Below are 13,139 nucleotides of genomic sequence, written 5' to 3' on the forward strand. Positions count from 1 at the left end.
TTGCGCTACAGTGACGCATACAGCGATTTATTGCGTAAGGCTGAGATGAGGGGCGATGGACCGCCTGGACGAGACCGACGAACGCATCCTCAACGAGTTAACCGAGCATGCGCGGGCCACCTTCGCCGAGATTGGCGAGAAGGTGAATCTGTCCGCCCCGGCGGTGAAACGTCGCGTTGACCGCATGGTCGACAGCGGCGTGATCAGGGGCTTCACCACGATCGTGGACCGCAACGCGCTCGGCTGGAACACCGAAGCCTATGTGCAGGTGTTCTGCCACGGCACGATCGCGCCCGATCAGCTGCGGGCGGCCTGGGTGCAGATGCCCGAGGTGGTCAGCGCGGCGACGGTGACCGGTACGTCCGACGCGATCCTGCATGTGCTGGCCCGCGACATGCGCCACTTGGAGTCGGCCCTCGAGCGCATCCGGCAGAGTGCCGACATCGAACGCAGCGAAAGCACCGTGGTGCTGTCGAACCTTATTGACCGGATGCGGACCTAGCCCGGTTTAACAGCCAGCGCCGCGACTCCGCTGGCGGCCGCCGAGTTGCGTAGGGCCATGGCCGGTTTCGTTCCGGGACCGAATTCGCCCGGGCCTGCTTCAGCTGTGTGCGCAAGTGCTGCCGAAGGTCGTGCAGACCGGGATCTGCCCAACGGTTGTCGGCTTCGATCGGGTCCGCGGTGAGGTCGTAGAGCTCCCACTGATCGTCGAGTGGAGATGTCCGAAATGCCTCTCCCCCAATGCCATTGGCAGCCAGATGACGCACGCCCGGTTCGGTCCAAGTGCCCGGGTCGTCAAAGGTGCGGACCAGCTTCCACAGGTGCCCGGCGCCTGCTGCATCGTCGACCCGGACAACCAGGCCCTCGAAATTCGACGCGGTGTGAGCCGGAATTCGGATCCGCAGCGGTGCAGGAGGATTGACTGTTTGCTTTAGGCGTCGGCCCAGGCCCGACGCGCCACTGTCTCCTTCGAGCATGTTGTCGCGGGTCATCAGGTAGACGGCCCGGGTGTCGTCGGCGGGTGCGCCGTCGACCACCGGCATCAGATCGCGGCCCGGCAGCTCATGGACCTCCGAGAACGACTGGGCCAGCGTGGCAGCGACTTCCGCGACGTCGACTCCCGCGGCACCGAGCAGCGTCGGGACCAGGTCGACATGCGAGGTCGGTGCCGTGACGGCGCGGGGCTGGGTCGTTCGCGTGCCGATGCGGGCGATGACGAACGGAACGCGGGTGGCCTCGTCATAGAGGTTGAACCATTTCTGGTGCAGTCCGCCGTGGGCGCCCAGTAGATCTCCATGATCGGCGGTACGCACCAAAACGGCTTCAGCCGAACCATTTTCGGTGACGACACGTCGGACGCGGTCGATCGGTGCGTCCACTTCGGCATGCAGTCGGTAATACAGATCGCGGTAGCGCTGCGCGCCACGCTGGTAGGTCCGGTCGATCGCGGGCGCCGGACCGTAACCGGAGTAATAGGCCTCTCGGAACGCGATTTGGGCGGCCGGTTTGGTCGACAGGTCCTCGTCGGCAGTCGGTGCCGCAGCGACCGGCGGCGGGTCCAGCGGCGACGGCTTGACCGGGCCGCGACGCGACCAGGTGGGGAACAGCACGATGTCGTGCGGGTTCACGAAGCTGGCGACAAGCAGGAACGGACGCAGCGCGGCTTGGTCGCCGGCGCGGCGGCGGGCGTAACGGTCGGTGAGCCAGGCCACGACACGGTCGGCGATCAGCGGGTCGCGGCGAATGCCGGCATTGCCCAACAGCGCGCCGTGCGGCTCCGGGCCGACCCAGCCGGAAAAGCCATACGGCCCCAGCGGATCCGCGTCGAGGTAGCGCTGTACCGCGACCGGGTCGACGACGCCGTCGTCGTCGTTGGTCGCCAGCGGGCGGTCGGTGTCCGGGTCGATCAGATCCGCGTGCGAGATGTGCCATTTGCCGTCGTAGTGCGTGTCGTATCCGGCGGCGCGGAACCAGTTGCCCAGGGTCGGCACCTCGCCGCGGCGAAGCCAACGCATCCGGGAGTCTTCGGCCGTCTTGCCGATGCCGTCGGTCTGGGTAACCCCGTGTAAGTCGGGGTAATGCCCGGTGAAGATCGTCGGGCGGCTGGGCACGCAGGCAAGCGAACCGGTGTAGTGCCGGACGAAACTGACACCGTGCTCGTCGAACCATTTGCGCCCCAGCAGTATTCGATCACGCCATGCGAGTACGTCAGACGTCTCGTAGGGCGGCACCGCACGTTCCTCGTCGGTCATCAGGATGACGATGTCGGGAAGATCAGACACGCGCGCTCTCCAATCGGTTCGCGAGCCCGGCGAGCATCGAGTCGGACTGTCGTGCGACGACGCGGCATACGACGCGTTCGGCAAGCTGCTGTGGTGCTCGAGAGCCGATTTCGACCGTGGTGGTCAGGGTCACGACGGTCGAATCGCCCGCGCTCGCCGCGAGTGTCCAGCGGTTGGTCACCCTGCGCAGCAGGCGGGGCAGGCCCTGGATTTCGTAGGCGAGCCGGTGCGGCGGGTCGAACTCGATAATCCGCTCGACGAGGGTGTCACGGTTGACTTGGACTCGTCGGGTGGTACCGAGCGGCGCCCCGCCGGCACCGGAATTCAGGATGCATGAGTGATCGACGTTGTCGGCCCACGAAGCGATTGCGCCGAAGTCCGCAAGGACATCCCAGACTTCTTGCCCACGAGCCGCAATGATTCGAGTGCGCTGGATGTCGGCCACGCGCTCACGCTACGCGAAGAGCGCGGATCTGCTCACTTAATCAAGCCATATGCAGGATTGTATCGATTGCCACCGAGGCAGCACCCGCAGTGACGAACAGACCGAGCGTCACCCAGTCCGCTAGTTTCGGCCGAGCCGGTGAGGCGGACAACTGGCCCGCCCCGCCGCGGGCAGTGATTGCATCGCCCATCTCGTCAGCACGCCGCAACGTCACGACCATTGCCGTCGCGAGCAAGTCGATCACTTCACGGCCCTGCTGCCGGCGTCGGGCCTTGCGACTGCGCGGCTCCGCTGTGGGGCGGAGCCGGCGGGCCGCGTAGAGCACCTGGAATTCCTCGATCAACATCGGAAAGGCGCGCAGCGCGAGCGCCAAAGTTGCCGCCCACTCGTCGACCGGAATTCGGAATATCTTGGCTGGCCGGCCCAAAGTGGCTAGCGCGGGGCCGATTTCGGCGACATTGGTCGTCCAGGACACCAACGCTCCGAGCGCCAACAGCAGAATCGTCAGTGCAGTCATCCGCAGGAAGTGCAGCGAGCCACCGAGTCCGACGTGCAAGCCGCCCACCGAGAGCACCGGGCTGCCACCGGCGACCGCGGCCGTCACAAAGCCCAGCCCGATCACGACCCACATCCAGCGCGGTACCGACGGCATCGCTCCGCGCGGAATATGCGCGACCCACAATGCCGCGACCACCAGGCCCCCGAGTAATCCGATGCTCACCCAACCCGGGTAGAACGTCAGCAGCACCGCGACGCCGGTCACCACGAGTAGCTTTGTGCCGGCCCACAACTGGTGGATAACGGAGTTGCCGGGCACCGGAACCAGCAGCACGACCGGCCGGGATGGGCGCCGGGTCCGGCCTTTGGCTTCGGCCGGTGACACCATGTCGGTCATGCCACACCACCGGTCGAGGTCGACACCGTATCGAGCACGCCGTTGCGCAGATGCAGGGTGCGCGGGCAGACACCTTCAAGCCCGATGCCGTCGTGCGAGATGACCACCAGCGTCAGACCCTGCTCGCGGCGCAAGCGCTCCAGCAGCCGCAGCAAGCCGTGCTGGCTGACGATGTCCAATCCCGCCAGCGGCTCGTCAAGAATCAATGCTCGCGGCGAACGCGCCAGCAGCCCGGCGAGCACCACACGGCGCATTTGGCCACCGCTGAGCTGGTCGATGCGCCGTTCGGCCAACGACGGTTGCAGCCCGACCAGGCCCAGGGCTGCCGCGACCCGGTCTTCGTCGTCGGGCGAAAAGCCTGCTGCGGATGCCACTTCCAGGTTGACGTGGCTGCGTATCAATTGCAGCCGGGCACCCTGAAAGGAGAACGCGACCTCGCCGACGTGCTCGTGCGTGGGCTCGCCGTCGATGAGGCAGGCGCCGCTGGTGGGGACGGTCAAGCCCGCCATGATCCACCCCAGCGTCGACTTACCCGAGCCGTTGTGGCCGTATATCAAGACCCCGTCACCCGGCTCCGCGACAAAGCTGATGTCGCGGAGCGCGGGCTTGGCCCACGGTGTGCCACTGGCATATTCGTGTCCGACGCCGACGAGTTCGATAGTGCCGGCGTCGCGCCGCTTGCCCGTTACGCCGGCCGGCACCGCTGCGTCCACGATCTCGACCGCAGCCTTGTTATCGGATGAATCACTGAGATTGATTGCCCTGTCGGCAGATGCGGCCTCGTTGTCGAAGTGAGTGATGTGCACCAGGGCGGCGCGGTGCCGCTCGGTGAGACCCGACAGGAGGCCCAACAAGGTGTCGCGGCCCTCCTGATCGATCATCGAGGTGACCTCATCAGCGATCAGCAGCGCCGGTTCGCGAGCCAGTGCCGCGGCGAGCGCCAGGCGCTGCAATTCCCCGCCCGACAGGCTCGCGGTGTCACGATCGGCGAGATCCTCCAAGCCGACCTCACTGAGCAGCCGGTTCACATCGACGCGCGCGTCCGGGGGTAAGCCCCACACCACATCGTCGGCGACCCGGGTGCCCAGCACCTGACTCTTCGGATGCTGCAAGACAAGAGCCGTACCGCCAAGCTCGCCCAAACCCACTGCGCCGGGGCGTTGCACGCTGCCCGATGTCGGTTGCCAGCCGGCCAGAACCAGCATCAACGTCGTCTTCCCGGAACCGTTGGCGCCGGTGACCGCGATGTGTTCCCCGGCCCGAACTTCGAGGCTGACCTCGCGCAGCGCGTCTTGACCGGCTTTCGGATAACGGAATCGAACGTTGTCCAATCGCACCGGCACCGGACCGATCTGGCCGTCGGAAACCCCGTCGGTGTCAGGAGGATCCAATTTGTGGACATCGGGGATGTCGCCCATCCGCTCCAACAGGCGCGACAGTGCCGACCAGCCAATCAGCGTCACGATGACGACCACGAACATCAGGTAGGGCAGCAGCAGCCACGGCCAGTAATGCAGCCCGTTGGCGACGAACCGCTGCATGGCTGCGGCGACATCCGGCAGGTGGATCCAGCGCAGGAACGCGGCGAAGCCGTCGACGTCCGCGGTCAGTACTCCAAAGATCAACTGCCGCAACCGGGTCAGCACCGCAAACACTCCGACCCATACCGCGCCCCAGATCGCTCCGGCGATCAGCGACGCGAAGATCACGGTGGGAACGCCGCGGCCTTTGCGTTTGACGATCCCGCATATCCCGCCGACCCAAGCGGCGTCGATGACCATCGCGGAACTGCCCATCCCCGAGATCAGGAAAGCAATCATCGTCGCAGCAACGGTCGCGGCGATCAGAACGCGTGGCCGGTAGCGGTACGCCAGCAGCCCCATCGGTACCGTGCCGAGCACGCCCAGCCCCTGGGCAAACGGAATGATCGCGGCAATGATTGCGGTCACTGCGCAGAGCGCCCCCATCACCGCGGCCTGAGCTAATTCGTTCGGCTGCAACGGTCCACCCGTGTGAAACGGAAGTGGGCGCGAGGTCACTTTCTCGATTGTGCCAGGTTGAAATTGGATCCGTGCTCAACGAGCGCTGGCCACTGGTCTTTGCTGGATCCCGGCGGTAGGCGTCCGCGATTGGTCTCCCATAGCAAAGCTATGCAACCATGTATATATGGACAAAGTCGTCGACAGCGCAAACGTCGCGCTTCAGCAGGGATTAGGGGCGGACCTGCTCGCCGTGGTCGCGCGGCTAAACCGACTGGCCACCCAGCGCATCCAGATGCCCTTGCCGTCGGCACAGGCCAGGCTGCTCGCGACCATCGAAGTGCACGGAGAAGCGCGCATCGGCGACCTCGCCGCCGTCGACCACTGCTCTCAACCGACGATGACCACGCAGGTGCGTCGGCTCGAGGACGCCGGCCTGGTGAGCCGCACTGTCGACCCCGGCGACGCGCGGGCGGTCCGGATCCGGATCACACCCGACGGAAGACGCACCCTGAACGCCGTTCGGGCCGATCGCGCCGCCGCGATCGAACCACAATTGGCCATGCTGGAACCCACGGACCGCCAGGTGCTGGCAGAAGCGGTCCAGGTGTTGCGCCGGCTGCTCGACAATGCCGCAGCGACACCACGCCGCAACACGCTGTGACCCGCCCACACCCCTTGCGGGTCGACCAGCGCCAGCGGGTAGACACTTAGTCGGTGGCTTCCGCGTTCCCAGCCTCACCACTTACCGTTTTCGTCGGATCGGTGAAGTACGTCTTCGCTCCGGGTCGCGACGTGATCGTGGCGTACGGCGACTGGTGCGACATCCCGCTGGACCGCTTGGGCTTCGCCGCCCCACCCCCGCCGATTCCGCAGCCCGATCTGCTGCTGCGCTTCGCGGGCACGCGTTGGGTTGCCGTCGATAGAAGCCGCACCGGCATCTTCGTCGACGGCGTCCGGGTTCCGACGCTCGACATTCGCGACGGCCAGACGATCGCGTTGGGTGATCCGCAACGCGGGCCGCGGCTGGTTTTCCGTATTGGCCCCCCGCCCGGCCCACCGGGACCACCGCCCGGCGGCCCCCCGCAGCACGCGCCTTATCCACCACCACCACCACCACCCAAGCAGCCGCCCCGCCCACCGGCTCCGCCGCCGATGCCACCACCTGCGCCTGCGCAGGTCCCAACCGAGCGGGGCACCCAGCGCATGCGGATCGTCCCCTCGCGACAACCGACGGCCGAGCGCCCGATCCCACCGATGGCGCCGCCGCCGGTCGGTCCGCCCCCGACGCCGCCCGCGCCACCACCGCCCCCCGGGCCGATCGCGCCACCACCGCCACCGCCGCCCGCCGCGCCATTCGAGCCGCCGCCACCGGCAGAACCGGGAGACGAACAGCCCAAAAGCCGCGGCCTGATCGAGCGGGTGACCGATGCGACACGCAAACTGCGGGCGAGTCGCCCCAGCGTCCGCACCGAAGAGCCCAACACGACCTATCGGCTGCCGCTCAAGGCCGCGGCACGCACGGTCGGCGTCGACGCGTACCGGCTGGGACTCACCGCAGACGGGCGCGAACTGCTCACGGATATCTCGTTCACGGCGCGGCCGGGCACGCTGACCGCGGTCGCCGGCGCGTCGGCCGCCCGCAACTCGACGCTGCTCGGAATGCTCGCCGGCACCAAGGGACCCAGCACCGGGCTGGTTGCTGTCGACAGCCACGACGTGTACGCCGAACCCGAATCCATGCGCACCCGTATCGGGATGGTGCCGCGAGAGGACCGAATTCACCGCCGGCTGACCGTCGAACAGGCGCTCAGTTACACCGCGGAACTGCGGCTGCCACCAGACACCTCCGGTGAGCACCGGCAGCGAGTGGTCGACCAGGTTCTCGAAGAACTCGAGCTGACCGGGTACCGCAAGACCCGGATCGGCAAACTGTCGCCGGAGCTGAGCCGATCCGCATCGGTGGCGATCGAACTGATCACCAGACCCACGCTGCTGGTGGTCGACGAGCCGAGCGCCGGCCTGGATGCGACGCAGGAAGCGCACGTGATGTCGGTGCTGCGACGCCAGGCCGACCTCGGCTGTGTCGTCGTGCTGGCAACCACATCGCTGACCCACCTCGACATGTGCGACCAGGTATTGCTGCTCACGCCCGCCGGGACCATGGCCTTCGCCGGAGCGCCCCAGCAGATCGAGTCCGCGATGGGCACCGCCCACTGGGCGGAAGTTCTCGCGCGGATAAATGCCGATCCCGACGGTGCGCACCGCGCGTTCAGCGCCCGGCAAAAGGCACAAGGCCCGTCGGAACCGTCCGAGCTTTCCGAACCGTGGCCGCCGCCGCTAACGCTCACGATGACCCGGCAAGGCTGGTTGGTGGCGCGTCGGCAAGTACGGCTGCTGGTCGCCGATCCCGTCTACGCCCTGTTCCTGATCGCGCTACCGTTTGCGTTGGCGGCGTTAACTCTTTTGATTCCAGGTGATTCCGGCCTAGCCCGCCCCGAAGCACGCAGCCACAATCCGCATGAAGCCGTCGAGATTCTGGCGGCGCTGAACATCACCGCGGTGATCCTGGGTACCGCGCTGACCGTTCGCGAGCTGGTTGGCGAGCGGCGCGTCTTTCGCCGCGAGCAAGCCGTCGGGCTTTCCACGTCCGCCTATCTGGCGGCCAAGATCCTCGTCTTCAGCGTCGCCGCGGCCATCCTGGCCGCCATCGCGTTCACCATCGTCATCACCGACATGGGCAGGCCCGTGCACGGTGCCGTCTTACTAGAGAACGCCACCGCCGAGCTGTATATGAGCGTGGCGCTGACGGCCATCGTCTCGGCGATCGTCGGACTGGCACTGTCGACGGCGGGCAAGTCGCTGCGAAACGTTGTGCCACTGGTGGTGCCGGTGATCCTGGCGTCGCTGCTGTTCGCCGGCGGCCTGATCACGCTGGTGGGCACCTGGGGCTACGACCAGATCTCCTGGTTCATCCCGGCGCAGTGGGGCTTCGCCGCCTCGGCCTCGACCGTCGACCTACACCGGGTCGACGGTCAGGCCACCGAGATCTTGACGTGGACCCACTACGCGGGCTGGTGGATGTTCGACATGGCCGTGCTCGCCGTCTTTGGCGCGGCGTGGGCCGGTTTTGTCCGATTCCGGCTTCGGCCGCCCATCCGCGAAGTCCGCAAGCGGCCACTACATCGCGAACAGCAGGAAGGCAGTGACCTTCCTCGGTGAGAAGTCGTTGTCGCTGACCAACACCACGGATTGACGGCCAGCGCCGGCAACCTGCCCAGCGCCGACGTCACATCGCCGCCGCGACGAGCAGACCGAGCAGATAGGTGGCCCCGACGGCGACCCCGCCGAACAACAGCTGCCGCCCCGCGGCCCACCACACCGGTTTGCGGGTATACCGAGCGGTCAGGCCGCCGGCGATCAGCAGACCGACCCCGCCGCATGCCAGGCCCAGCGCCAGGAATCCATATCCGAGCAGGTAAGGGATCAAGGGAACGACGGCGCCGATCGCGAACATGAAAAAAGACGTGATCGCGGCCAGCCGCGGCGAGGGCTTCTCGCTGGGATCCAGGCCGATCTCCTGCACGAGATGGAAGTTGACCGCCCGATTCTCGTCCCGGTGGATCTCGTCGGTCGCCGTCTCGGCCGTCTTTTTGCTCATGCCCATGTCGACGAGCATGTCGACGAGTTCGGCCCGCTCGGCCCTCGGGTGGCGGCGCAGGGCGCGGCGTTCCACGTGGGCCTCGGAGTCGATCTGCTCGTTCGAAGTGGTCACCGACGAGTATTCGCCCAGTGCCATGGAGAACGCGCCGGCGAGCAGGCCGGCGATACCGCTGACCAGGGTGGTGTGGGCGCTTTCGCCGGCGGCCACCCCGGCGATCAGGGCGGTGTTGCTGACCAGGCCGTCCATGGCGCCGAAGGTGGCAGCTCGCAGCCAGCCTCCGCTGACATCGGGGTGGGTGTGACCGACGTCGTACGCCGGGTTCGGAGATGAGGTGTCGGGCTGTGACATGTCGCCATCTAATCGCGATCCGGTCGCGTGCGCACCGACCTTTCCCACAGCGCCACCACTGGTTATTCCCGCTACGCGGACGGCAGGTTACCGTCGGGTATGGCGCCTGACACGACGAACACTGCGGAATATCTGCGCAACGCCTTGGACGGGCGTTGGCGCGACGTGAAGAACCGGATGCGGGCCGCGATGACCGAGGACCTATTCCGCCCGCACTACACCCCGAACACGGTGATCGCACGCACCAAGGTGGCCGAGCAAATGCGGATCATGGCCGCGTTCGGTGCCGCCGCCGACTCGTTCCGCAAGGAGCACGGCGGCACCGGCGACGTGGGCGCGGCGGTCACGATGATCGAGATGCTGGCGATGTCGGATCTATCGCTGATGGTGAAGGCGGGCGTGCAGTGGGGGCTGTTCGGCGGCGCCGTGGAGAACCTGGGCACCGAGCGCCACCACGAGACCTACGTGCCCAAAATCATCAGCCTCGAGTTGCGCGGCTGTTTCGCGATGACCGAAACCGGGCACGGCAGCGACGTCCAGTCGCTGGAGACCACCGCGACCTACGACCCCGAGACCGAAGAGTTCATCATCGACTCCCCGACCCCGTCCGCCCGCAAGGACTACATCGGGGGCGCCGCCGAAACCGCAACCATGGCATCGGTTTTCGCGCAACTGATCACCACCGAAGACGGCAAGCCGGTCAATCACGGCGTGCACTGCGTCTTGGTACCGATCCGCGACGCCGACGGTAACGACCTGCCCGGCGTGACGACGTCGGACTGCGACTACAAGGGCGGCCTGCCCGGTGTCGACAACGGTCGCATCATGTTCGACCACGTCCGCGTACCGCGCGAAAATCTGCTGAACAAGTACGGTGACGTCGCAGCCGACGGTAGCTACAGTTCGCCGATCGACAATGCCAACCGCCGGTTCTTCACGATGCTCGGCACCCTGATCCGCGGCCGGGTCACGGTCGGCGGTAGCGCGGGCAACGCCGCACGCGTCGCGCTGGATATCGCCACTCGATATGCCTTGCAGCGCAGGCAGTTCAGCGCGCCTGATGACGAAGATAGTGAAGTGCTGATTATGGACTACCTGGTGCATCAGCGGCGGCTGTTCCCGTTGATAGCCAAGTCCTACGCGCTGCAGTTCGCGCAGAATGAGCTGGTGGCCAAGTGTCACGACCTGCAGACGTCGGACTTCCCCGACGCCGAGGAACAGCGTGAGCTGGAATCACGGGCCGCCGGCCTGAAGGCGGCCAACACCTGGCACGCTTCGAAGGCCATTCAGGAAGCCCGGGAAGCATGCGGCGCCGGCTACATGGCCGAGAACCGGTTGATCGCGCTGCGAGCCGACACCGACGTGTTCACCACCTTCGAGGGTGACAACCACGTGCTGACCCAGCTGGTGGCCAAGGAGCTGCTGACCGCCTACGCCGACGACATCAAGAGCATGAGTCCGGTCGACTGGGTATGGTTTGCCGCCAACACCGTCGGCGATCGAGTGATGAAACGGACTGCGGCCGAGGCGATTATGCAAAGGATCGTCGACGCCCGTCAGGACAGCGAAGAAGAGGGCAGCCTGTTCAACCGCGGTACCCAGGTGAACATGTTCGAAGCACGCGAGGAATACCTGCTGTCCTCGGTCGCGCGGCGCCTACAGGGCAAGTCAAAGGAGATGTCGGCGTTCGACGCATTCAATGCGGTGCAGGACCACGTGCTGCACACCGCCAGCGCGCACATCGACCGGGTCGTGCTGGAAGCGTTCGTCGCCGGCATCGACGCGTGCGAAAATGCCGAAGCCCGTGAGCTGTTGGAGATCATCTGCGACCTGTACGCGCTGTCGGTGATCGAAGAGGACAAGGCCTGGTACATCGAGCACGGATATCTGTCCACCGGGCGGGCTAAGGCTGTCACCCGCGGAATCAACGACCGGTGCCGGGCGCTACGCCCGCACGCCGAGACCCTGGTCGACGGCTTCGGCATCCCGGAGCCGTTACGCCACGCCGAGATGCTGCACCCGGAAAATCTGACCGACTCCGACTGAGGCTGAATCGCGGTCGGCTCAACCGGCTCCGACAGCCTCTTGGGCAGAAGTGCTCAACGGTCGGCGCACGTACCTGACCCACGTCAGCACGGCGGCAAAGACGTAGAAGGACAGGAAGATCCAGAACGCCGACGTCATGGTGCCGGTGCTGACATAGGACTGCCGCAGTGCCACGTTGATGCCGACGCCACCCAACGACCCAAAGCCAGCGACGAATCCGATGACGACACCCGAAATCAGGCGCGACCACTGCCGCTGTTCGGCTTCGCTCATATGCAATGTCTGGCTGCACGTTTCGAAAACCGTCGGGACCATCTTGTAGACCGATCCGTTGCCCAGCCCGGCCAAGGTGAACAAGGCGATGAAGCAGGCCACGTAACCGGCCATCGCCGAGCCGCTGACCGGACCCGCGTGCGGATCCTCGAGGCTGCCAACGGTGATCAACATCGCGGCGGACAGAATCATCGCGACGAAGACCGCGCACGTGACGCGTCCGCCGCCGATCCGGTCGGCCAGCCGGCCGCCGTACACGCGGGCCAACGCGGCGAGCAACGGTCCGATGAAGGCTAATTCGGCGGCGTGCAGCGAGGCCTGGGAGGTGGCTTGTCCGCCGGCCACGAAACTGGTCTGCAGTACCTGAGCGAATGCGAACGAGAATCCGATGAACGAGCCGAAGGTCCCGAGGTAGAGCAGCGAGAGCAGCCAGGTGTCACGAGTGGAGACCACCGCGGACAGGATCGAGCGCAGCCGGCTCGGTTCCACTCGGTGCTGGGCCACGTTGTTCATAAAGAACGTGGCGCCCACGCCCGCGGTGATCAACAAGACCAGATACAGGCCGCATACCCAGTACGGCTGCCGGTCGCCCGCGATGGCGATAACCACCAGTCCAGCGATTTGAATCATCGGCACCCCGAGATTGCCGATCCCACCGGCAATCCCCAGCGCCGCGCCTTTGAGTCGGTGCGGATAGAAAGAGTTGGCGTTGCTCGCCGAGGCCGCGAAGTTGCCGCCGCCCATGCCCGACAGCGCCGCGCACACCAGGTAAGGCCACAGCGGCAGACCCGGATGAGCCAGCAACACCATCGCGCCGATCACCGGAATCACCAGCACGAACGCCGAGAACACAGCCAGGTTGCGACCGCCGAATATTGCGGTGGCCACGGCATACGTCGGGCGCAGACACGCCCCGACCAAGGTGGCGGTCATGCCGAGCAGCAGCTTGTCGCCGGCAGAGAAGCCGTAGACCTCCCTGGGCATGAACAGTGCCATCACCGGCCACAGCGCCCAGATCGCGTAACCGAGATGCACGATGACGGCCGACCAGAACAGGTTGCGTCGCGCGATGGCGTTGCCACCCGCCTCCCAGGCCACCAGGTCTTCTGCGTCCCAATGGGACAGGTGACGGGACCTACCCACTCGCTTGACCATTCGAAGGATGTTGGCTCGCGAATTGGCTTGCAGGACGGCTGCTGCCGTCGAT

Annotated in this window: 10 protein-coding genes; 4 read left to right on the forward strand and 6 right to left on the reverse strand. The window is 66.2% G+C overall.

The genetic code is table 11. The features are described from left to right. The first annotated feature begins 55 nt into the window (after nucleotides 1-55). On the forward strand, nucleotides 56-502 hold the full coding sequence (locus H7K34_RS04725) for an Lrp/AsnC family transcriptional regulator (protein WP_264060606.1): 447 nt from the start codon (nucleotides 56-58) through the stop codon (nucleotides 500-502). Here the strand turns inward: H7K34_RS04725 and H7K34_RS04730 are convergent. From H7K34_RS04730 to H7K34_RS04745, 4 genes are read right to left on the reverse strand one after another with little or no spacing between them, the layout of a single operon-like run. Further along, nucleotides 480-2,282 carry a sulfatase-like hydrolase/transferase gene (locus H7K34_RS04730; protein ID WP_264060608.1) on the reverse strand — a complete coding sequence of 601 codons (1,803 nt, stop codon included), beginning with the start codon at nucleotides 2,280-2,282 and terminating at the stop codon, nucleotides 480-482. The genes H7K34_RS04725 and H7K34_RS04730 overlap by 23 nt on opposite strands. After that, nucleotides 2,275-2,727: an SRPBCC family protein gene (locus H7K34_RS04735; protein ID WP_264060610.1), complete on the reverse strand. Its 453-nt coding sequence runs from the start codon at nucleotides 2,725-2,727 to the stop codon at nucleotides 2,275-2,277. The genes H7K34_RS04730 and H7K34_RS04735 overlap by 8 nt, the downstream gene beginning before the upstream one ends. Nucleotides 2,728-2,767: 40 nt before the next feature. After that, nucleotides 2,768-3,622 carry a CbiQ family ECF transporter T component gene (locus tag H7K34_RS04740; RefSeq protein WP_264060615.1) on the reverse strand — a complete coding sequence of 285 codons (855 nt, stop codon included), beginning with the start codon at nucleotides 3,620-3,622 and terminating at the stop codon, nucleotides 2,768-2,770. Further along, nucleotides 3,619-5,661 (reverse strand): ATP-binding cassette domain-containing protein, encoded by a 2,043-nt coding sequence (locus H7K34_RS04745; RefSeq protein ID WP_372510686.1) that lies wholly within the window; start codon nucleotides 5,659-5,661, stop codon nucleotides 3,619-3,621. Before H7K34_RS04745 ends, H7K34_RS04740 begins: the two co-directional genes overlap by 4 nt. A gap of 127 nt (nucleotides 5,662-5,788) precedes the next feature. Between H7K34_RS04745 and H7K34_RS04750 the strand changes: the two genes are divergently transcribed. Next, nucleotides 5,789-6,265, forward strand: coding sequence for a MarR family winged helix-turn-helix transcriptional regulator (locus H7K34_RS04750; protein WP_108925667.1), 477 nt, complete (start codon nucleotides 5,789-5,791; stop codon nucleotides 6,263-6,265). Nucleotides 6,266-6,318: 53 nt separating this feature from the next. Beyond that, entirely contained in the window at nucleotides 6,319-8,823 is a 2,505-nt protein-coding gene (locus H7K34_RS04755) for an ATP-binding cassette domain-containing protein (RefSeq protein WP_264060634.1), read from the forward strand. A gap of 67 nt (nucleotides 8,824-8,890) precedes the next feature. Here the strand turns inward: H7K34_RS04755 and H7K34_RS04760 are convergent, their stop codons facing one another. Continuing rightward, on the reverse strand, nucleotides 8,891-9,613 hold the full coding sequence (locus tag H7K34_RS04760; protein ID WP_264060639.1) for a VIT1/CCC1 transporter family protein: 723 nt from the start codon (nucleotides 9,611-9,613) through the stop codon (nucleotides 8,891-8,893). Nucleotides 9,614-9,712: 99 nt separating this feature from the next. On the opposite strand from H7K34_RS04760, the gene H7K34_RS04765 reads away from it, so the two are divergent. Continuing rightward, on the forward strand, nucleotides 9,713-11,659 hold the full coding sequence (locus H7K34_RS04765) for an acyl-CoA dehydrogenase family protein (RefSeq protein WP_264060640.1): 1,947 nt from the start codon (nucleotides 9,713-9,715) through the stop codon (nucleotides 11,657-11,659). An 18-nt stretch (nucleotides 11,660-11,677) separates the two neighbouring features. Here the strand turns inward: H7K34_RS04765 and H7K34_RS04770 are convergent, their stop codons facing one another. Next, the gene (locus H7K34_RS04770) at nucleotides 11,678-13,075 is read right to left on the reverse strand and encodes a nitrate/nitrite transporter (RefSeq protein WP_264060962.1); all 1,398 of its coding nucleotides are present in this window, start codon (nucleotides 13,073-13,075) and stop codon (nucleotides 11,678-11,680) included. Between the last annotated feature and the right edge of the window lie 64 nt (nucleotides 13,076-13,139).

This window comes from Mycobacterium montefiorense (genome assembly GCF_025823255.1).
Classification (GTDB): domain Bacteria; phylum Actinomycetota; class Actinomycetes; order Mycobacteriales; family Mycobacteriaceae; genus Mycobacterium; species Mycobacterium montefiorense.

Coding starts and splice junctions, on each gene's coding strand:
- H7K34_RS04725 (WP_264060606.1), top strand. CDS start 56: ATGGACCGCCTGGACGAGACCGACGAACGCATCCTCAACGAGTTAACC.
- H7K34_RS04740 (WP_264060615.1), bottom strand. CDS start 3,622: ATGACCGACATGGTGTCACCGGCCGAAGCCAAAGGCCGGACCCGGCGC.
- H7K34_RS04750 (WP_108925667.1), top strand. CDS start 5,789: ATGGACAAAGTCGTCGACAGCGCAAACGTCGCGCTTCAGCAGGGATTA.
- H7K34_RS04760 (WP_264060639.1), bottom strand. CDS start 9,613: ATGTCACAGCCCGACACCTCATCTCCGAACCCGGCGTACGACGTCGGT.
- H7K34_RS04765 (WP_264060640.1), top strand. CDS start 9,713: ATGGCGCCTGACACGACGAACACTGCGGAATATCTGCGCAACGCCTTG.